This is a genomic window from Rhizobium sp. BIGb0125 (assembly GCF_024810055.1).
Classification (GTDB): domain Bacteria; phylum Pseudomonadota; class Alphaproteobacteria; order Rhizobiales; family Rhizobiaceae; genus Agrobacterium.
This window is the reverse complement of the sequence record NZ_JANUDV010000003.1, coordinates 611,102-630,080: the sequence shown is the minus strand read 5'-3', so window position 1 is coordinate 630,080 and position 18,979 is coordinate 611,102. Positions and strand designations below refer to the sequence as shown.

The following is an 18,979-nucleotide window of genomic DNA, read 5'->3' as shown; positions in this document are numbered from 1 at the left end:
TCATGGTCTGACGGGTACGGCGATCCAGCGTCCATTCTGCCCTTCAAAGCCATGTTGCAGCACCGTTACCAGTGCCATGTGCAGGTTGGAGCCAAAACCCTGATGCGTGACCACGCCACCCAGCCGGTAGCCGGTCACGCAGCCGCGGCTTTCCGGCGCGCGCTGCTCATCATAGACAATTCTATCACTGTTCTTGCCATCCTGCAGAAGCATTTTCAGCTTGAAGGTGGAACTGCGCTCGGTCCAGGAACTGCATTTTTCGCCTGCTGGCTGTATAACCTCTTCCAGCCCCAGCCTGTAGGGTGAACCAAAGGGTGGTGCTGCGGCATAAGCGTAATAGCTGATCTGGTAGGGGTTGCCGCTGGCATCGCTGACCGGGTTGTAGGCGGCCAGCAGACCGGGATTGTCAGCCAGCCTGTGCTGTTCAATCAGCGGGGCTGCTTTTTCCAGCGCTTGGGCGCGTGCTGCACCCACACCAACCGCCTCATCCTTCACCAGCACCCGTATGGGCGTGCCCTCGAGATAGGTGTCTTTGACGGTATCGATGACATAGATATTGGAATAGGCAAAACCGGACCCGTCCTGCACGCCATATTCCTCAAAGGCGTAGATGCCGCCGTCTTTGGAAAAGCCGATGGTCTGGAAGGCGGCGATGTCACCGGCATGGGCCGGGGCCGCAAAAAATGCGGCACCTGATGTCATCAGGGAGAGAAAGAAGCCGGCCTTCTTCACGCACGACCGCTTTCTGCGGCCTGGCGAATGGCGGTGACAGTCTTGCGGTAATCTTCAACGCCGTCGCCCTTGTAAATGGCAGAACCGGCAACCAGCACGTTGGCACCTGCGGCAATGGCGGCCGGTGCAGTTTCAACCGTAATGCCGCCATCCACTTCCAGCTCGATCGGACGTGCGCCGATCATCGCCTTGGCAGCCTTGATCTTGTCCAGCATGGCCGGAATGAACTTCTGGCCGCCGAAACCGGGGTTGACGCTCATGATCAGGATCAGGTCGACATCATCAATGACGCTTTCCAGCACGGAAAGAGGCGTTGCCGGGTTCAGCGTAACACCGACCTTTTTGCCGAGCGACCGGATGGTCTGCAGCGAACGGTGCAAATGTGCGCCAGCTTCCGCATGCACGGTAATGCCGTCACAGCCGGCCTTGGCAAAGGCTTCCAGATAAGGATCGGCAGGGGCAATCATCAGGTGGCAATCAAAAAACGCAGTTGTGTGTGGACGAAGCGCCTTGATGACATCGGGACCAAAGGAAATATTCGGCACAAAATGGCCGTCCATCACATCCAGATGGATCCAGTCCGCACCAGCTTCAACGACATCACTGACCTCCTGTCCCAGCTTGGCGAAATTGGCTGCAAGAATGGAAGGGGCAAGGCGGACGGGAAGGGACATGGAAAGCTCCGGACAGAGTGCATGAACGCGATGGTAAAGGGCTTGCACTCAGAGATTTGAGCACATGCGCTGCCATATCATTGTCATTGCCGCGGAACAACCGAGATCAACGTCTGATGCGGAGGATGACTTGCCGATGCGGTGGAGGCTCAGCGCACTGCGCGTGCGGCCGGCACAAAGGCCTGACCATTCCACTGTTGCAGGCTGTAAGGATTGTTCTTCAACTCATGTGCCTCGTTAAAGGCAACGTCGCCAATGGCGGTGGTGAAGGTGGAGTCTTTTAATATGTCGAGAACCGGCTTTTTCTGCTGGTCGGCCAGTCCAATGCCGTTGGCGGCAATCTGCACCGCGGCAAAAGCGGGCAGGGTATAACCTTCAGGAATTGTCACGCCCGCTGCTGTCAATATGTCAAGCGCGGCTGCGGCTGCAGGCATTGAGGCATAATCAGGCAGCGTCACGGCAAAGGTACCAGCGGTGAGCGCAAGCGGCGCATTGGCGGCATTGAGCGTATCGCCACCCAAAACGGTCAGGGCAATGTTTTCAGAGGCGGCATCGCGCGCAACCGTCGAGACATCATTGCGGTCGGTTGCCATAAACACATTGCCGATGCCAGCACGCGACAGACGCCGTACCAGCGCCACCTGCTGTTCCTGCGCCGGGCGCAGCGTTTCCATGCGGGTTGGTTGCAGGCCTGCTTCTTCCAGCTTGGCACGAATACGGTCCACCAACTCGCGGCCATGAATGGTGCCATCATCGACCAGAGCAAACAGTGACCCCTGCCAATCACGCAGGATAACCTCGGCCAGCCGATCGGATTCGGCAGTGTCTGATGGTGCAAGACGGAACACCGGCCAACTGTTTTTGGCAGCATCTTCAAGCAGAATGGTCGAGCGGCTGGAAAGGGTAATCACCGGCGTGCCGGTTTCTTTCAGCGCCGGCAGGCTGCTGGCAAGAGTTTCCGAACACAGAAAACCGATGGCAATGCTGACCTTGGCGGCAACAAGCCCGTCGGCAATGGCACCGCCGCCACTGTCGGTGCAATCCTCATTGATCTCAACCACATCGAGCCCAGCCTGCGCAGCTGCGGCCTTGGCACCCTGGCGGATCTGGTCGCCGAGAATTTTATAAGGACCGTCCTGTGGTGCGACAACGCCAAGTGTCGCGGCACTTGCGCCATGCGCAAACGCAACAGATGCGACCAGAAATAAAATGCGGCTTGTCAGCATTGAAAGCGGTTTATCCATATTAATTGGCTGTTGTTTAACATGTCAGACGCACGGAAAAAGGGAAAAATATTGCTGCGAACAATGTTTAGGCGGAAATTGTTCGGGATTTTCAAAAATGTAACTGTTCGGCTACATAATCGCGGTTGTCCGTGTGCCTTGCGGGCGAGGGGACGGATTTAACGCACGGAGTTTCTTTTGACTGTATATAATGTCGTTGATGCGCATATTTACCGCGATGCCATGGCGCAATATGCCGGGCACGTCCAGTTGATCACCACCGAGCACGGCGGCGTGCGGCGTGGCGTGACGATTACGGCGGCGTGTTCGGTATCCGACAATCCGCCCACCGTGCTGGCCTGCCTGAATTCCGGCAATGAAAAAAATGCGATTTTTGCGCAAAGCGGCAAGTTTGCGCTCAACAGCCTCGGCCTGCGCCACCGCGCATTGTCCGATGCCTTTGCCGGCTTTGGAGGGTTGCAAAATGATGAGCGTTTCGCAAAGGCGAAATGGATGACGCTGGCCACCGGTGCACCGGTGCTGGAAGACGCGCTGGTGTCGTTTGATTGTAATCTTGTCGATGTAAAACCCATGTCGACGCACCTGATTCTTTTGGGACAGGTTGAGGCAATTCACTTCGGCACAAAGGGTGATCCTCTACTGTATTTTAACCGTAATTACCTCGGTTCCCAATGATTTGCGGCGTCAATGTGAACATTGTGTGATCATTATGTGTGCAGCGAATTTCGCTGCATAACTTTTTTGCTGTTCTATAAGGTGCTGAATTTAAAGAATTTTATTCCCCATTTTTGCTGCAAAAATGAAATTTCTCTAAAAAATTCCGCAGATGCGAAGGGAAATAACTTGACGATTGGCCAATAGTTCGCTTCAATGGCCTTGTTTCAGGGGACGACTGAAATTGGCCACAGTGGCCACGGGAAGTGTCCATTTATATTAAGCACTGACTCGTTTACACTGAATATATTTTTGATCACGAACAGGGCCGCTTTGGGAAACCGAAGCGGCTTTATTCGTTCTCGCACGTCCAACATCATCGCGCGCACGGACATTTCGACCTTCTGCAACCCGTGTGGTTTCCGCATAACGGGTTGAAAAGCCGCACAATATCTAAGCAAGCACCAGGTCTGGCAGTTCCATTATAGCGAAACAGTCTCAAGCGGACGGTCCTTCAAGGCGGCAGCCTCCGCCCGATAGGCTTCTGCCCGCTGGCGGTTTTTGCGGTAAATGGCAAAGATGACCAGGGTCGCGAGGAGAACGCCAACCATGGCCAGGCAGAAGCCGGTCCAGGATGGCACACCGGCCGAAACGCCAACCGTGCCACCGGTGCCCAACAGCGCGCCTTGGTTGGCCTGTGTTGCGGCCTTGTCGCTGGCCTTTTGGCCTTCGGCGGCCAATGTCTTGCGTGCCGCAGCGCTTGTGCCAGTCGCCGCCAGATACATGGCAACGCCTTTTGCCTCAACCTTGGCAACACGGGCCGACCAGCCGTTTTTATTGATGCTCCAGATTTTTAAGGAACGCATGAAGCTGAGACGTCGCGCGCACAGCGACTGGATGTGTTTGACGCCGGCGGTTGCGGACTTGGTTATGGTTTCCGGGCCAATCTTGCCATCCACCTTGGCGCCGATAATCGCCTGCGCTTCACGCAGTGCCCGCGCGGGGCCGGAATTGACGCCGTAATCCCAGACCGCCAGATCAAAACCAGCCGGCAGACTGTCACCGCCCACCGCATCCCAGTAGCGTGTCTTGTAGATAGGCTTCACATCGGAAAGGGTAAGGTTGGCAATATCGAGATGGGGAAACGACGCGGCAGAAATGCCATATTTGGTGCCCTTGAAGGTGCCAACGCCCACTTTGCCGCCCGTCCAGTTGCCGGGATCTTTACGGTCCTTCGACAGACCGCCTTCAGCCTGCAACGTAAAATCAAGGCATGCGCTATAATTGTCTTTTGTCATATCGCGATTTCCCTTGTTGATGAAAACGCGACATTTTTCCAGATAACGGTTGTGCCCATGGCATGGCGGTGGTGGCGCGGCTGTTCAAAAAACCTGTCCATATTGCGTGCTGCCTTGAATGGTCACGCCCTGTGCGACCATGCCGGAGCTCAGGCGTTTCAGCTGGATATTGGGCATGGATTTCAGCCGCTGCGAGAAGGTGTTGACCGGTGGCAGGAAACTTTCCTTGTAACCCTGATCGACCGCCCAGGTCTTGAAGTCCTCAAACAGCCGGCTAGTGCGCAGCCAACCGCCTTGCGGCTCAAACGGTGCTGGAACAACGCGGATATCGAACCATTCATTGAGCGGATCTAGCAGCAGCCAGGAATTCAGCGCGTCTTTTGAGCTTTCGGGAATGGAATAACCGCCATTCTTTTTCAGCCGGATGGCACCAGCCACAGCAAAACCCAACAGCAGATCCAGCTCTTCCGCCTGAATGCGCTCGGCAATATCGGTAATGACCTCGCTCTCGGGTATGGTGCGGTTAAATTGCATGACCGCCAGACGGCGGCGCAGGCCGCGATCAATGCCGCCATTAAAACGGGGCAGGGTGTTGGTGGTAAAACAATGCAGGGCGCGTGGCGAAAAGCTGACGACGTTTTTATAAAGACTGCGGCCTTCAATCGGATTGCCGGTGACCGCCGCCTTGAATTCCTCACCGGCAATGGCCGCAGCACTCAGTTCGTCAGCGACATTGGCAGCCTTGCCAGCCAAGTTGATGATGCGTTTTTCATCGTTGAAAAACGCCGGTGAGATCGACGACACCGCACCTTCGGGCAGAAGCGCGCGAAACAGTGCGGCGATGGTGGATTTGCCGTTGCTGGCGGTTTCACCCAGCAGAATGAAAGCCTTCGGCTGTTTGACGCGTGTGGCAAGGCCGAAGGCAGCAGCCCCCAGCATTTCGGAAATCAGATGGATTTTGGCATCGGCATCGGCATCACCCTTGAAGGCACCGCTCAGCAGCCGGTGCAGCAACGAACCTTCAGGCGGTTTGCTGTCGGTGTGCAGATGATATTCGGCATCGATGGTGAACCGAAACCGGTCCAACGGATCATGGTCGCGGCAGGTTACCTTGCCGCTGTCATCGATGGTAATGGTGCAGTTTTTGGCATTCATGCCGACGACGGGATTTTTGAAAAAATCATCGTCGCAGACTCGGGTGCCGAGTTCGTTGAGAATGCCGTCAATCATCCGTTTACCCAGCTTCAGCGGTATTGCCTTGGCACCGATGGCAACTGCGTCAAGCGCATGCACCGCAAGGCGAATTTGCTGGTCCGGTATCGGTCGCCATGCCGACGGACCAAAGGCCCAGAATTTTCCCTCCGCCCGTACGATGTCGCCGCCACAGGCCTGTTTTAACGCCTGCTGGAACTCACGCGCCAGCCAGACCTCCGACCCGTAGCTTTGCGGCGGGAAATGCTCAGGCATGTCCTCAATACCGTCAGCGCCACGCGGTTTGCCCTGTGTTGTGATGGCCGAATTGCCGATTGATGATTTACCGAGGGCTGATGCTGTGACTGCTGTCGCGGCTGATCTGCTGTCCGGCGGGGCAACTGGCAGATAGGGGCGCATGGTCTGGCGCATGAATGTTTGCAGCCTGGCCTTTGTCCAGCCGGCATCCACCGCATCGGCACAGTCCCAGCCACGGCTGGGCAGGTTTCCGGCCTGCCAATCCGCATAGGAGAAAACCTCTGCCTGTGAGGCCTTGTCTGTCTCGGTAAACCCGACCAGCTGGACCCTGGCGGCGAGTGCCGTCAGGCGCTGCGCAATATCGCCTGATGTCGACAGGCCCGGTTCATCGAAATCCGGCCAGATGATAATGTCGCGACCGGCCAGGGGTGACCAGTCTGTGTGTTTGGCGCCTTGCGTGCCGCCCACCCATGACACGACGCTGTGTCCGGTCGCCTTGCGCAGGCTGTCGCGGCATTTCTCACCCTCCACGACAATTACTTTGCCGCTGGCACACAATTCATGCAGGCCATAAAGCGGACGTGGTTTGGGGAAGGGAAAACGGCACCATGTCTGTGTGCCGTCTTCCAGCCGCACAAACATTACCATCGGCGTTTCCTTGGTGCCACCGGGCAGGTCGTGCCGCAGCACATATCCCATCAGCGAACCATCGCGGCGGTGATAGGGATACACCATGGAGGGCGCAAATGCGCCCCATTCCGCCCGTTTGCCGCGGCGTTTGGGATTGTACAGCCGCACGCGGCGGCCGGGCAGCAAGGGTTCAACAGGGGGTGCCAACGGCACAATACCGTCATAGGCATCCGTGGCTGGGGTCTCAGCGCGGGCGACGTGGTGATGGCTGCTGTCACTGCTGCCCAGCAGGCGCATCGCCTCAGGCAGGCTGACGCCTTTCAATTTCTGCACAAAATCCAGCACGTCACCATTTTCACCACACCCAAAGCAGTGAAACCGCTCAACGCCGTCCTGTCCGGCATAAATTGTAAATGATGCCGTGTTCTCTGCGTGGAACGGGCAGCAGGTTTGGTATTCGCGACCGTTGCGCTGCAGCCGATAACCGTAGCTCGCCACGGTAGAAGACAGCGACACGTCGCGGCGCAGCCGTTCGACATCAGATGACATGTTGTTGTGACTCGTGTTGAATTATGTTGCGATTATCGCAACGTATTCGACGTAACGCAAGCCACCGGCTGCGAAATATTTGCGGTCAAAGTGGTTTGCGGGTTTTGTGGGCCCGCTGGGCTGTCCCACTTTTCTGCACTGAACTGCATCGCTCTCTTGCGTCATCCCAGGGCTTGACCCTGGGATCTAACCACGTATCCGCAACCGCGACATATCTGGTCAACATGATTAGATCCTCGCCTCAGGGGCGAGGATGACGTGGAGTGAGTGGTTGGGGCGTTGTTTGGCGCTGAGGGTCCAACAAACGCTCCTCATGCCTAGTGCTTGTCACCGGCATCCAGCCGACGCGAGTAGGCGCGGCGAAAAAGTGTCTATTCATCCCCAAGACTGGGGATGACTGGATCTCTGTGTCATCCCTCGGGTCAAGCCCGAGGACAGAGATGAGGGAGGATGTTGCGCCGTTCAGCACAAATAGCCGGTCATGGTCGGGCGTGCATACTTCCAACACCTGTACTTACTACATGTAGCCATTCATCCCACTCAGGCCGGACTGTCCGGCGATGTGGCCCTGTCACCCAGAATAAGCCGGTACCCCTGTCGGTAACCCACCGTTTCAACCGAAATGCCGGAGCCGTCCAGCTTGGTGCGCAGATGTGACATCGCCACCTTGAAGGCCAGGTACATTTTTTCCTGCGTCGGTCCACCGTCAGGATCGTCGGCATACATTTCGGAAAACACCCGCTCCATGTGTACCGGTTTTCCCTTGCCGCTCCAGATGGCGCGCAAGATACGGGCCTGCTGTTCGGTAATGCCATAAACCTGTGTTGCGAGATCTGCGGTCATCACCTGCACACCTGCGCCGCAGCACGGGCAGTTCACGCCATATTTGCTTTCAAGCGGTTGCGGTGCCGGGGCAGGCTCCGGCATGTCCTCCTGCGGCAAAGGCCCGGCAAAACCGATATTGCCAATGCGGTCATTCAGATGGTCGCCATCCAGCGGCCGCAAGATGCGGTCTGTCTTGCCGTAATGCCAGTTCCACACCAGATAGCAGCGCATGTAACGGCGCACTTCCTGGCGGCTGCCCAGAGAAATTACCCAGACGGGATCGCCGCCGGTGGTCTTGCGCATCAGCTCGGAACCGGCTTCCGGACGCCGGCGACCGACCATGTTGCGCCAGTACAGCTTGCCATCGCGGTAATCAAACAGCGCGCGGGCGCGCTCCTTGTCGATCTGGTTGAAGGTTTGCCAGCTTGGAAAACGGTCCAGCGGGTTTTCAATTTTCCTGTAGCTGCTGAGGCGTGGTTTTTTGACGAAAATGTTCATGATAAAGCACCCTGGCTGACGGTGTTTTTCTGTCTGCATTTGGCTGAGCAGGCAGGCACCGCCGGTTTTCTGGCAAATTGCCGTTTGGGGACTTTGCGAAGTGTGTTGCCACGCCTGCGATAACCGGTGCGAACCTGCCCATGGCGGCGCTCGCGGTTATCTGCTTCAAGGCGTTTTGGCCGAAGCGGCGAGGGGAAAGATATGTTGCTCATCGCGATTTCACCATCCCGTCGGGGCGGCCCTGAACATGCGACAGGCGCCTGAGATGATTGGCGAGCGAGATGAGGTTCTCTGCGGTCTGGCCGGTGATGACGAGAAGTGTTTCGTCAGCAACCACGCCACCGCGCATCACGCAACGACCGACAAGACGATCAATCATCTCTGCCTGATCCAGCATAGACAGCGGCGACTGGCATTTCGCCATCCTGTCCGTGTCTTGCTGAGGGTTGGCGCGCATGGTGTTCATCCCGGTTAATTGCTTATGTTGTCGAAATCAACAATATGTTGTGATTATAGCAACGTCAACAGATAACAACACTGATAGGCGGAAAAAATGAAGCGGCTGGAAGCGTGTGATTATCTGCAGGCCGCATCACTGGAATTATCGATATATTACGGTGCTTTGAGCAGGAAAAAATGCCTGGTCTCTCATGCGATCAAGACCCGAAGACCGCCGCAATAGTGATCGTCTTTTCCATGCGCTCTTGCAAAATGTTGTGAATTTTGCAACAAATGCACAACGCTGCGCATCCAAGAGAGAATTTTATGGCCGAGATTGATGGCGAATGGTTTCACAACAGGTTGAAGGATACCGGTAAATCGCTGCGTGCGCTTGCCCGACATCTGAACTCTGACCCGTCTGCTGTGTCGCGCACATTCTCCGGCAGCCGTAAGATGAAGATGGAAGAGGCGGTCCAGATTGCCATCTTTCTTTCCGTGCCGGTGTCAGAGGTGATCAAACACGCGGGCATCACATCAGAGGCTGATGCTCTGCAAGCAAGAATTCTGCTGGCAGCCACCATTGATGAGGATGGCGCGCTGCATATGCTGCCGGAACCCCGGCCGCTGCCGCAGGCGGTTATCGAAAAGGCGCAACTGGCCGCCAGTGGCCATTACACACGGCAGATCATTGCTGCGCAGATCCGCGCATCCTCGGGCACTCTGGCAATATGGGATGATGCCGTCGTGCTGTTTGGCCAGTCGGAACTGGTTGATCCGGCCGCGATTGGCGCGCTGTCCATCTGCGGGCTGCGTGATGGCAAGCAGATTTTGGCCAGGGTGGAGCGTGCGCGAAAGACAGGGGAAGCAGACCTTGTTTCACCGGCCGGCAAGATCGAAGACGCCATTTTGACCACCGCCACACCTGTCATTGCGCTCATACCCTGAGGGAACATAACCCAAGGGGAGGTGGCAGATCGGCTTCGTCTGTCATGCCTGGGATAAGCGTAGCACCGCTTTCGCTGCTGAAACGTCAGCGAAGGCATCGTTGGTCGTGAAGACCGGGCGGATGTGAAATGTCAGGAAAACGACTGGCACCGGCTGAAGGAGTTTCGCAAAGTCCGGAGTATTCAGCCCCCAACCCATCGTTTCCCTGATGTTGATATAATGACATCATGTTGTGATAACGTCAACATTCCCATCAAGCTATTTGCTGATCTTTTTATCGTTTCAGTCGACGCGCCAGCAGCGCACCGGCATCGCCAATGACAATTGCCGGGATCAGCACCAGTGCCATATCATTGATGTGTTTGGGCACATCGACCACCACAAGTGACAGCCCAAACCACGGATTGACGATCTGCACACAGTAGATCGCCGCCCACCACAGGCCAAGCGGCACCACGATCAGCAACCGACCAAGGCGCGTTGCGCTCCAGCGATCTGCCGCTTCTGCAACGGCAATATCACGCGCCGCCTCAATGCTTTTGATTGTCTGTTCGGCAGCCAGCCGGTCCTTGTCGGTTTGCGCTGCCAGTTTGGCCTGATAGGCGGCAAGAAGGGGGCTGGTGAATTTTTCCACCACACCGCCCAGCAGAAGATTGCGCAGCCACGTCATTTTGCCCAGCCAAACCTGTGCGCCAGATAATACCAGCCTTCCGCAACAAGGGCGGCCACCATGCCGACGGCCAAGTGCAAACCGGTCGCAAGGTCCGGGTCATTGGACAGGATGTGCCCCATGTCAGGCGCAATCAGCCCCTTGGTGACAAGGATTGCAGCGAAATAGCGCAGGAAGATGCGGGTAAAGACGAATGTCATGTTTGCCACCTCGATTGAAGATGGCGGCAGCATTGGGCAGGGATGGTTGTGGTGGCGAACCCGGAGAGGTCATAGGTAACGCAAGCCGGTCACTACTTTCATTGGAATTAGAGATGAGCAGACAGCGCGCCGGAGGCAAAGGCTTTTATCAGCAACACCGCAAGCGGCGAGAGAACGAGCAACAGCAAGGCCCACAATGCGTTGCGAATGCGGTCTGCCAGTTTGCCGACACTGCCTTCAATGCGTAGAAGCGCGGCATTGATGTGTGGCTGCTGCGCCTCCAGCGTCACAATCCGCTCCCTCATGTCGTTGATCCGCCCATGAAGCTTTTCAAGTTCGCCTCTGGTGACTTCATCCATTGTACCGCTGCCATGTTGATCGTTTGGCGACAGGGTACGGCCGTGATGGTTGCCCGCGAAAATCCAAGCCGTGTCTGACCATAGGCAAGACAAGAGCGGTTTAATGAGTGACGTTATCCGCTGATGATGTGCGGTACGAACCGCGAAAGATTGGCTGTTATCAGCGATTTGTCTTCACGAATGCCAATTCCACAGGCCTGATCTCCGACAATCCAGCTGCCCAGCACGGCGTGTCCGGCCTCACTTTCAAACAGCGGTGCATAGGCCTGCACGATGTAACCCTCGTCACCGTAATCGCCAGGGGCTGCCAGCACCTCATGCCCGTCACGAAACAGGCTGACATTTTCGCCTTCACGCGACAAAAGCGGTTTCACCACATAGTCGGACAGTCCGGCGGCATCCGCATCATCGGCAAAATAGCTTGGCAGAAGATTGGGATGGCCGGGATAACGCTGCCACAGCAGTGGCAACAACCCCTTGTTGGACAACACGGCCTTCCAGGCCGGTTCAACGAACACTTGGCCGTTGTCGATAAGCTGCTCGGCAAAGGTCTCGCGCAGCATGAACTCCCACGGGTACAGTTTGAAGCAACGCTCGATGACGCGGTTCTGCAGGTCGGAATAACGGCCCTCGGCATCAATGCCGATTTCCCTGACGTCAAGGAACTGTGCCCTGTGACCGGCCTGTATGGCGCAGTCCATCAGATAGGCCGTGGTGCCGTAATCCTCGGTGCTGTCGGAGATCGCGGCGAAATGGAAAATCCGGTCCTTTGAGAACTGACCAAAGGCATCGACCAGCTTTTCCTGCACGGAGTTGAACTGGTCCGTATCCGGCGAAAGGCTGCCAAGGGCAATCTGGTCGATCAGCCAGTTGTACTGGAAATAGGCCGTCTCAAACAGCGAGGTTGGTGTGTCGGCATTGTATTCCAGCAGTTTGGCAGGGCCGTTTCCATCATAGGCCAGATCAAAACGGCCATAGAGATGGCGGTCGCGCCGCTGCCATGAATTGCGCACCACATCATGATACTCACGGGGAATGGCCAGCCGGTGAAGCGCCTGTTCGTTTTTGACGATATCGCCGACCAGATCCATGCACATGTCGTGCAGTTCCTGGCTTGGAGCTTCGATCTGGTCTTCTATTTCCTCCAGCTCAAAACAATAGGCCGCATCATCCACCCAATAGGCTTCGCCATACATTTCGTGAAACCTGAAACCAACGGCTTCGGCTTTTTCACGCCAGTCCGGGCGGGGTGCTAGAGAGATGCGGCGCATCGCTCAGCCTCCCAACCTGAAATGGCTTCCGCTACCGGCACTGTGTCCGCTGCCAAAGCCGCTGCGGCTGGAGGTTTCAGTGCGAGGGTTAAAGGCCCGGGAGTCATAGGGCGCCATGCTGATCACATCTCGCAGCCCGCTCTGCTTGGCCTTGGCGCGTGCTTCAAGGTCCGGAACAACATTCTCACCATTTTTGTTGCGATAGATCGTTCTGCCGAAACTGCTATATCCACCACCACTTGTGCTGGTGCCGGGTGGCGTTTGTTGCTCTTCTTCCATACGCTTGCGGTATGCGTGATAAGTGGCCAGCGAATATATGCCCGAAGGCAAATAAAAGCCTACCAGTTTGGGGCTGAAAACTTCGTTTCCGGACGGATTGTTGGCAGGGTTTGTCGGCAGCATTTCACATGCGCGAGCACCATATTCCATTTCACATGCGGGCATATTGATGAACCGCGGCGCAGTCGCAACATGGTCCTTTTTCGCATCTTCTATTGCAACCTTGCACACATCCTCACTGTGGGTTTGTGACAGGCAGCGATCAAGAGAGTCGATGATGGTCTGATCTTTGCTGCAACTCGTCATCATAATCGCACCGGTCGCAAGCGTACCAAGCGTAAGAAAGGGATGTTCTCCCATCAGGCGTCTGACCATGATCGCACCTCAATAGGTCATGCAGGCGGCATTCAAAATGCCGATGACAAGTGCAATGCCGCCACCCCAGATACCGGCGGCAATGTCACCATTGGTGATTTTGCCGTGGAGGTCCTTCATCGTGAAATTCGCGATGTAAAAGGCAATGACCTGAACGATGATGCCGATCAATGCCCAGAGCGCATAATCAATCAGGCTGACGGAATGCGCAGCAGCCGAGGCCAGCGGCAGGCTGAAACCGAGAAGCGCACCCAGAAATGCCACGATGGCCGCGAGATTGCCTTCGCGGATCAGCCGGGATTCCGTGTGCGGTGTCAGCAGCGTGTAGATGAAGATAAACAGCCCGTAGCAGGCAAGGCCGGTAACGAAATAGGTGAGGAAAGCCGGAAGGCCTGCCAGATATGCAGACATCTAAAATAACCTTTGTGCAGAGAAACCGGGAAAGACCTGATGGTGACGGCGCGCTTCAATCAGCGCGGCGCACACCTGACGGGGCGAGGGCATTTGCGGGATGTTTACGGTGTGACGGGATGCCCGTGGCACGCAAGAAAGCCAAACCCGTGCGCAGAGGTGACGGGGAAAAACGGCAAGGTGGGCATGGGGAGCACATCCGAATGAAGGGGATCGATCAACAGAATCGGACGCTAGCGTTTTTCGCGTATGAGTTGAAGTGATTAATTGCCGCTGCACCTGAATTATCGTCAGGAGACCTTGTCCCTTGAAAGGGCCGGTCCGACTGATGCCGCGATGGCATTGTGACGATTGCACCAAAAAAAGTGCCCAACCCCGAGGAGGTATCGGGGTTGGGCGTAGCTGCCCGTTTCGGGGACAGGGCGGGCAGTTTGCGTTTAGTGCGACTGCAGCTGTTTGACTTGCGGTTCGGCCATTTCCGTTTCCGTCTCATCCGCTTCCGGACGCTTTGTCCGCAGCAGTTTCAGCACGAAGACGAAGAATGCCGGTACAAAGAACACCGCCAGAATCGTCGCCGAAATCATGCCGCCAAGAACCGCGGTACCGATGGCGTTCTGGCTTGCAGCACTGGCACCGGATGCGATGGCCAGCGGCACAACGCCGAGTGTGAAGGCCATCGAGGTCATGATGATCGGGCGGAATCTGAGGCGGGCAGCCTCGATTGCCGATTCCAGCAATGGTTTGCCTTCGGCGTAGTTATCCTTGGCAAACTCGATGATCAGGATGGCGTTTTTGGCTGACAGACCGATAATCGCGATGAGGCCGACCTTGAAGTAGATGTCGTTCGGCATGCCTGCCGCCATCACCGCCAGCACGGAACCAATCACCCCGAGTGGCACCACCAGCATCACCGATAGCGGGATCGACCAGCTTTCATAGAGACCTGCCAGGAGCAGGAACACGAACAGCAGGCTGATGCCGAACAGGAACGGTGCCTGCGAGCCGGACTTGATTTCTTCAAGCGACTGGCCTGTCCATTCAAAGCCGATACCATCTGGCATTTCGCTGGCAAGACGTTCCATTTCTGCCATCGCCACGCCCGACGAATTGCCCGGTGCCGGTTCGCCGGCAATACGCACGGTCGGATAACCGTTGTAACCGACGATCTGCGGCGAACCCTTCTGCCACTGTGCAATGGCGAAGGAGGAGAGGGGCACCATGCCGCCGCTGGCATTGCGTACGTTCAGTTTCAGCAGATCCTCGACCTGAAGGCGGTTACGATCCTGTGCCTGTACGATAACGCGCTGCATGCGGCCCGCATTCGGGAAGTCATTGATATAAGACGAGCCGAGATTGGCGGTGATGGTGTTGTTGATGTCAGAGAAGGTTACACCGAAGGTGTTGGCCTTTTCACGGTCGATGACCAGCAGAACCTGCGCGGCATCTGGCAGGCCTTCCACACGCATACCCGAGAGAACCGGGCTCTGGCTGGCCTTGCTCATCAGGTCGCCGGCGGCGGCGGCAAGTGCAGTCTGGCCAACGCCGTTACGGTCCTGAAGGCGGAAGGAGAAGCCGCCGGTGGCACCAAAACCGTCAATGGCTGGAGGCGACAGCGCAAAGCTGGTGGCATCCTTCAGGCCAAACAACTGCATGTTCACACGGTCGGCGATTTCCTGTGCGGAATTGCCGTCACCACGTTCACTCCAGTCCTTCAGCGTCACGAACATTAGGGCCGCATTGGCACCACTGCCGGAGAAGCTGAAGCCCTGAATGGCAACAATGTCTTTGACCGCAGGTTCTGCACGGAAGATTTTTTCGATCTGCTCAATGGATGCGGTTGTGCGGTTGGCACTGGCTTCCGGTGGGCCCTGAATATCGACAATCAAGTTGCCCTGGTCTTCCGCCGGAACGAAGGACGATGGCAGGCTGATGAACAGATAACCGAGGCCGGCAACCAGCGCGAGATAGATCACCATCATCCGGCCGGCACGTTTTGCCATGCCGCTGGTGACGTTGACATAGCGGTTGGTCAGGCCGTTGAAGTTACGGTTGAACCAGCCGGCCAGACCCTTCTTTTCATGATGGCCCTTCTTGATGGGCTTGAGGAAGGTAGCGCAGAGCGCAGGCGTAAGCGACAGCGCCAGGAAGGCAGAAAAGGCAATCGACACGACCATGGTCAGCGAGAACTGACGATAGATGATACCCGTGGAGCCCGGGAAAAACGCCATGGGAATGAACACGCAGGACAAGACAAGCGTAATGCCGAGGATCGCCCCGGTAATCTGCTTCATGGCCTTGCGCGTGGCGGCCTTGGGCGAAAGCCCTTCTTCCGCCATGATACGTTCAACGTTTTCAACAACCACGATGGCGTCATCAACCAGAATACCGATGGCCAAAACCATGGCAAACATCGTCAGCACGTTGATGGAAAAGCCTGTCGCATACATGACCGCGACCGTACCCAAAAGGGCAACCGGCACCACCAGTGTCGGGATGATGGTGTAGCGGAAGTTCTGCAGGAACACGAACATCACGACGAAGACGAGAACAACGGCCTCGATCAGCGTCGATACCACCTTGTTGATCGACGCGGAAACGAATGGGCTGGTGTCGTAAGGTGTGGCGTATTCCACGCCGGCGGGGAAGAACTGCGACAGCTCATCCATCTTGGCCTGAACCGCAGCAGAGGTTGACACGGCATTGCCAGTTGAAGACAGCTGGACACCGACGGCGGCGGTTGGCTGACCGTTCAGGCGGCTAGTAAAGTTATAGCTTTCCGCGCCGAGTTCGACACGCGCCACATCCTTCAACAACACGGTACTGCCATCCGGATTGGCACGCAGAATGATCTCGCCAAATGCCTTTGGATCAGACAGCTGGCCCTGAACCAGCACGGTTGCAGTCAGGTCCTGCGAAATCGGGTTGGGGGCGGCACCAATCTGGCCGGCAGCAACCTGCGCATTCTGCGCCGAAATGGCGGCATTGATATCTGATGCCGTCAGATTAAGGCCAACCATCTTGTCCGGATCGATCCACACGCGCATGGCGCGCTGGGCGGCAAACAGCTGGGCACGGCCCACGCCATCGAGACGACGCAGTTCGCCCAGAACGTTGCGGTTCAGGTAGTCACCAAGTGCCACCTCGTCCATGCTGCCATCGGTGGAGGTGAGGGTAACCATCATCAGAAAGCCGGAGGCAGCTTCTTCAACGTTGATACCCTGCGATGTCACGGCCGAAGGCAGGCGCGATTCCACACGCCGGATGGCGTTCTGCACATCCACCGAGGCCTGGTTGATGTCAGTGCCAGCCTCAAAGGTTGCAGTGATGCTGACGGCACCAGACGTATCGGAGGTGGACTCGAAATACATCATGCCGGAAACGCCGTTCAGCTCCTCTTCGATCTGACGCGTCACACCCTGATAGATCTCTTGCGGAGAGGCGCCGGGATAGGATGTGGAGATGGTAAGCTGTGGTGGCGCGACCTTGGGGTACTGCGCAATGGGAAGAAAGGGCAGGGCAATGATGCCTGCAATCGAGATAAACAGGGCAAAGACCCAGGCAAGGATCGGCCTGCTGATAAAAAACTGTGCCATTTTGTTACCTTACTGGCCAGAAGTTGCCGGGGCCGGCGTTGCTGGTGTTGACGTTGCCGCGTCTTGCTGCTGCTCGGCTTGGTTTTCGCTCGCGACCCATGGTTCAGGCACGACCTTGCTGTCCGGCTGCACCTTCTGCACGCCATCAACCACGATCTTTTCACCGGCCTTCAGGCCACTCTCGACCACCCATTCCTGGCCGGTCGCCTGACCGAGTTCGACAACGCGCACCTTGGCGGTATCATCACCTTCGACGACATAGACCTGCGCCTTGCCATCCTGGCTGCGCACCACCGCACGCTGTGGCACGGTAATGGCGTCCTGTCTGACGGCCTGTTCTACCTTCACCCGCACATACATGCCCGGCAGAAGGTCACCATTCGGATTGGGGAATTCGGCACGCAGCGTGACCTGTCCCGTCGTGGAATCGACATTGGCACTGGAAAACAGCAGCTTTCCCTTTTCGCCATAGACATCGCCGCCATCAAAAACGAGCTCGACGCTGGCCTGTCCCGGTGCTGGGCTTTCAAGGCGCCCGTCATTGACGGCACGGCGTAGCGCCAGCAGGTCCTGTGCCGACTGGGTAAAGTCGGCGTAAACAGGGTCGATCTGCTGGATAAGGGCGAGGCTGGATGTGCCATCCGCCGTCACCAACGCACCTTCGGTAACAAGTGCACCACCGATGATACCGCTGATTGGCGCGCGCACTTCGGTATATTCAAGATTGATCTTGGCTTCTTCCAGTGCGGCCTGCTGCAGCGCGACGTCTGCTTCTGCCTGCGCCAGATTGACGGACGCTGTGTCATAATCAATGCCGCTGGCGACATTGCGTTCACGCAGTGTCGTCTGGCGGGCCAGCTGAACCTTGGCATTGTCTCGGGTTGCCTCGGCGCGGCGCAACGAGGCTTCAGCACTGGCGACCCGTACGCGGAACAGTTTCGGGTCGATACGGTAAAGAACATCGTCCTGTTTGACGAAGGTTCCCTGTTCAAAAACGCGTTCCTGCAAAATGCCGGAAACACGCGCCCGCACTTCCGACACGCGGGTTGCAGCCACACGGCCGGGCAACTCGTTGATGACGGGAATGGGGTGCGCCTGCAGTTCAAGCACAGCAACGGCCGGCGGCGGCATGCCTTCCTGCGCCAGTGTACTGGTTGCGGTCAGGGCCAAAAGAGAAGTGGCAATAAGGCACGCCTTCAGGCGCGGCAAATATATGCTGCGGTACATAGTGGTTCCTTTAATATCGGGATCAGGCCTTAAGGCCCAAAATTACGTCTGATCGGGATAGGATGTGTAAATCGTTCGCACACCTTCAAGGATCTTGATCTGGTCTTCCGGGCTCCATTGGTAAAAGCCAAACAGCTCGGTGACAAAAAAGCCGCACAAAGCGAGGTAAGACATTAGCGCCGCATGCGGTTTTGGTCCGTCAGCCATCGCCTTGATGTCGGTCAGCGTCCAGTCGCGCATCTGCCGCTGCAGTTTTTCTTCTGAGGAGACTGACGCGCAGACAGCAAGGGCAACCGCACGCTCCGTGTCATCGACCACCCGTGATGCAGCGTTGATACGCCCGTACAATTCCGGGTGAGGGGTGTCCGCCGCCGCCGCAACGGCCGCAGACTGCCGTTCCAGCTCCATATTCATCCGGCGATCGATCAATGCTTCCAGCAGTGCGCTTTTCGACTTGTGGTCATAAACCACAGTCGATTTGCTGACGCCGGCTTCCTGCGCAACCGCATCAATGGACAGGCCGGCTGCGCCAAGCCTCACGACGACACGCTCAGCGGCATCGAGAATATCGTCCTTCATGATTTTTCTGGTGCGACCCACAGCGCTCTCCGGATTGTTGTGGGCTTTGATTTACGAACGATCGTATTTAAAAGCA

The 18,979-nt window shown here is 56.8% G+C and carries 18 protein-coding genes; 2 read left to right on the top strand and 16 right to left on the bottom strand.

Features of this window, described 5'->3' with window-relative positions; translation table 11 throughout:
• The 3 genes from M2418_RS11370 to M2418_RS11360 form a co-directional block, all read right to left on the bottom strand.
• Positions 1-732 carry a DUF2259 domain-containing protein gene (locus M2418_RS11370; protein ID WP_259146523.1) on the bottom strand — a complete coding sequence of 244 codons (732 nt, stop codon included), beginning with the start codon at positions 730-732 and terminating at the stop codon, positions 1-3.
• Positions 729-1,406 carry a ribulose-phosphate 3-epimerase gene (gene rpe, locus M2418_RS11365; protein ID WP_259146521.1) on the bottom strand — a complete coding sequence of 226 codons (678 nt, stop codon included), beginning with the start codon at positions 1,404-1,406 and terminating at the stop codon, positions 729-731. Before rpe ends, M2418_RS11370 begins: the two co-directional genes overlap by 4 nt.
• A gap of 149 nt (positions 1,407-1,555) precedes the next feature.
• Positions 1,556-2,650 (bottom strand): ABC transporter substrate-binding protein, encoded by a 1,095-nt coding sequence (locus M2418_RS11360; RefSeq protein ID WP_259146519.1) that lies wholly within the window; start codon positions 2,648-2,650, stop codon positions 1,556-1,558.
• Positions 2,651-2,872: 222 nt separating this feature from the next.
• Between M2418_RS11360 and M2418_RS11355 the strand changes: the two genes are divergently transcribed.
• The gene (locus M2418_RS11355) at positions 2,873-3,325 is read left to right on the top strand and encodes a flavin reductase family protein (RefSeq protein WP_259146679.1); all 453 of its coding nucleotides are present in this window, start codon (positions 2,873-2,875) and stop codon (positions 3,323-3,325) included.
• 461 nt (positions 3,326-3,786) lie between these two features.
• On the opposite strand, the gene M2418_RS11350 is transcribed toward M2418_RS11355, so the two are convergent.
• The 4 genes from M2418_RS11350 to M2418_RS11335 form a co-directional block, all read right to left on the bottom strand.
• Positions 3,787-4,602: a glycoside hydrolase family 108 protein gene (locus tag M2418_RS11350; RefSeq protein ID WP_259146517.1), complete on the bottom strand. Its 816-nt coding sequence runs from the start codon at positions 4,600-4,602 to the stop codon at positions 3,787-3,789.
• An 84-nt stretch (positions 4,603-4,686) separates the two neighbouring features.
• Positions 4,687-7,230 carry a CHC2 zinc finger domain-containing protein gene (locus M2418_RS11345; RefSeq protein WP_259146515.1) on the bottom strand — a complete coding sequence of 848 codons (2,544 nt, stop codon included), beginning with the start codon at positions 7,228-7,230 and terminating at the stop codon, positions 4,687-4,689.
• Positions 7,231-7,770: 540 nt separating this feature from the next.
• The gene (locus M2418_RS11340) at positions 7,771-8,553 is read right to left on the bottom strand and encodes a helix-turn-helix domain-containing protein (protein ID WP_259146514.1); all 783 of its coding nucleotides are present in this window, start codon (positions 8,551-8,553) and stop codon (positions 7,771-7,773) included.
• A 208-nt stretch (positions 8,554-8,761) separates the two neighbouring features.
• Positions 8,762-9,010 carry a hypothetical protein gene (locus tag M2418_RS11335; RefSeq protein ID WP_259146513.1) on the bottom strand — a complete coding sequence of 83 codons (249 nt, stop codon included), beginning with the start codon at positions 9,008-9,010 and terminating at the stop codon, positions 8,762-8,764.
• A gap of 308 nt (positions 9,011-9,318) precedes the next feature.
• On the opposite strand from M2418_RS11335, the gene M2418_RS11330 reads away from it, so the two are divergent.
• Positions 9,319-9,939, top strand: coding sequence for a helix-turn-helix transcriptional regulator (locus tag M2418_RS11330; protein WP_259146512.1), 621 nt, complete (start codon positions 9,319-9,321; stop codon positions 9,937-9,939).
• Between the two features lie 274 nt (positions 9,940-10,213).
• Here the strand turns inward: M2418_RS11330 and M2418_RS11325 are convergent, their stop codons facing one another.
• The 9 genes from M2418_RS11325 to M2418_RS11285 all read right to left on the bottom strand — a co-directional run bounded on the left by M2418_RS11325 (position 10,214) and on the right by M2418_RS11285 (position 18,924).
• On the bottom strand, positions 10,214-10,609 hold the full coding sequence (locus M2418_RS11325; protein WP_259146511.1) for a hypothetical protein: 396 nt from the start codon (positions 10,607-10,609) through the stop codon (positions 10,214-10,216).
• Positions 10,606-10,809, bottom strand: a complete 204-nt coding sequence (locus M2418_RS11320; RefSeq protein ID WP_259146510.1) for a hypothetical protein — start codon at positions 10,807-10,809, stop codon at positions 10,606-10,608. The genes M2418_RS11325 and M2418_RS11320 overlap by 4 nt, the downstream gene beginning before the upstream one ends.
• A 107-nt stretch (positions 10,810-10,916) precedes the next feature.
• The gene (locus tag M2418_RS11315) at positions 10,917-11,168 is read right to left on the bottom strand and encodes a hypothetical protein (protein WP_192491266.1); all 252 of its coding nucleotides are present in this window, start codon (positions 11,166-11,168) and stop codon (positions 10,917-10,919) included.
• Positions 11,169-11,281: 113 nt separating this feature from the next.
• Entirely contained in the window at positions 11,282-12,439 is a 1,158-nt protein-coding gene (locus M2418_RS11310) for a glutathionylspermidine synthase family protein (RefSeq protein ID WP_259146509.1), read from the bottom strand.
• Between the two features lie 3 nt (positions 12,440-12,442).
• Positions 12,443-13,078, bottom strand: coding sequence for a DUF1190 domain-containing protein (locus M2418_RS11305; RefSeq protein ID WP_259146508.1), 636 nt, complete (start codon positions 13,076-13,078; stop codon positions 12,443-12,445).
• A gap of 24 nt (positions 13,079-13,102) precedes the next feature.
• Positions 13,103-13,504: a DUF350 domain-containing protein gene (locus M2418_RS11300; protein WP_259146507.1), complete on the bottom strand. Its 402-nt coding sequence runs from the start codon at positions 13,502-13,504 to the stop codon at positions 13,103-13,105.
• A 437-nt stretch (positions 13,505-13,941) separates the two neighbouring features.
• Positions 13,942-17,097 carry an efflux RND transporter permease subunit gene (locus tag M2418_RS11295; protein WP_259146506.1) on the bottom strand — a complete coding sequence of 1,052 codons (3,156 nt, stop codon included), beginning with the start codon at positions 17,095-17,097 and terminating at the stop codon, positions 13,942-13,944.
• Between the two features lie 9 nt (positions 17,098-17,106).
• Positions 17,107-18,324: an efflux RND transporter periplasmic adaptor subunit gene (locus M2418_RS11290; protein ID WP_259146505.1), complete on the bottom strand. Its 1,218-nt coding sequence runs from the start codon at positions 18,322-18,324 to the stop codon at positions 17,107-17,109.
• Between the two features lie 42 nt (positions 18,325-18,366).
• A complete protein-coding gene (locus M2418_RS11285) occupies positions 18,367-18,924 on the bottom strand; it encodes a TetR/AcrR family transcriptional regulator (protein WP_259146504.1) in 558 nt (185 codons plus the stop codon).
• Between the last annotated feature and the right edge of the window lie 55 nt (positions 18,925-18,979).

Excerpts from the sequence above, each read along its gene's own strand:
- rpe (WP_259146521.1), bottom strand. The coding sequence starts at position 1,406 with ATGTCCCTTCCCGTCCGCCTTGCCCCTTCCATTCTTGCAGCCAATTTC.
- M2418_RS11360 (WP_259146519.1), bottom strand. The coding sequence starts at position 2,650 with ATGGATAAACCGCTTTCAATGCTGACAAGCCGCATTTTATTTCTGGTC.
- M2418_RS11355 (WP_259146679.1), top strand. The coding sequence starts at position 2,873 with ATGGCGCAATATGCCGGGCACGTCCAGTTGATCACCACCGAGCACGGC.
- M2418_RS11350 (WP_259146517.1), bottom strand. The coding sequence starts at position 4,602 with ATGACAAAAGACAATTATAGCGCATGCCTTGATTTTACGTTGCAGGCT.
- M2418_RS11345 (WP_259146515.1), bottom strand. The coding sequence starts at position 7,230 with ATGTCATCTGATGTCGAACGGCTGCGCCGCGACGTGTCGCTGTCTTCT.
- M2418_RS11340 (WP_259146514.1), bottom strand. The coding sequence starts at position 8,553 with ATGAACATTTTCGTCAAAAAACCACGCCTCAGCAGCTACAGGAAAATT.
- M2418_RS11335 (WP_259146513.1), bottom strand. The coding sequence starts at position 9,010 with ATGCGCGCCAACCCTCAGCAAGACACGGACAGGATGGCGAAATGCCAG.
- M2418_RS11330 (WP_259146512.1), top strand. The coding sequence starts at position 9,319 with ATGGCCGAGATTGATGGCGAATGGTTTCACAACAGGTTGAAGGATACC.
- M2418_RS11325 (WP_259146511.1), bottom strand. The coding sequence starts at position 10,609 with ATGACGTGGCTGCGCAATCTTCTGCTGGGCGGTGTGGTGGAAAAATTC.
- M2418_RS11320 (WP_259146510.1), bottom strand. The coding sequence starts at position 10,809 with ATGACATTCGTCTTTACCCGCATCTTCCTGCGCTATTTCGCTGCAATC.
- M2418_RS11315 (WP_192491266.1), bottom strand. The coding sequence starts at position 11,168 with ATGGATGAAGTCACCAGAGGCGAACTTGAAAAGCTTCATGGGCGGATC.
- M2418_RS11310 (WP_259146509.1), bottom strand. The coding sequence starts at position 12,439 with ATGCGCCGCATCTCTCTAGCACCCCGCCCGGACTGGCGTGAAAAAGCC.
- M2418_RS11305 (WP_259146508.1), bottom strand. The coding sequence starts at position 13,078 with ATGGGAGAACATCCCTTTCTTACGCTTGGTACGCTTGCGACCGGTGCG.
- M2418_RS11300 (WP_259146507.1), bottom strand. The coding sequence starts at position 13,504 with ATGTCTGCATATCTGGCAGGCCTTCCGGCTTTCCTCACCTATTTCGTT.
- M2418_RS11295 (WP_259146506.1), bottom strand. The coding sequence starts at position 17,097 with ATGGCACAGTTTTTTATCAGCAGGCCGATCCTTGCCTGGGTCTTTGCC.
- M2418_RS11290 (WP_259146505.1), bottom strand. The coding sequence starts at position 18,324 with ATGTACCGCAGCATATATTTGCCGCGCCTGAAGGCGTGCCTTATTGCC.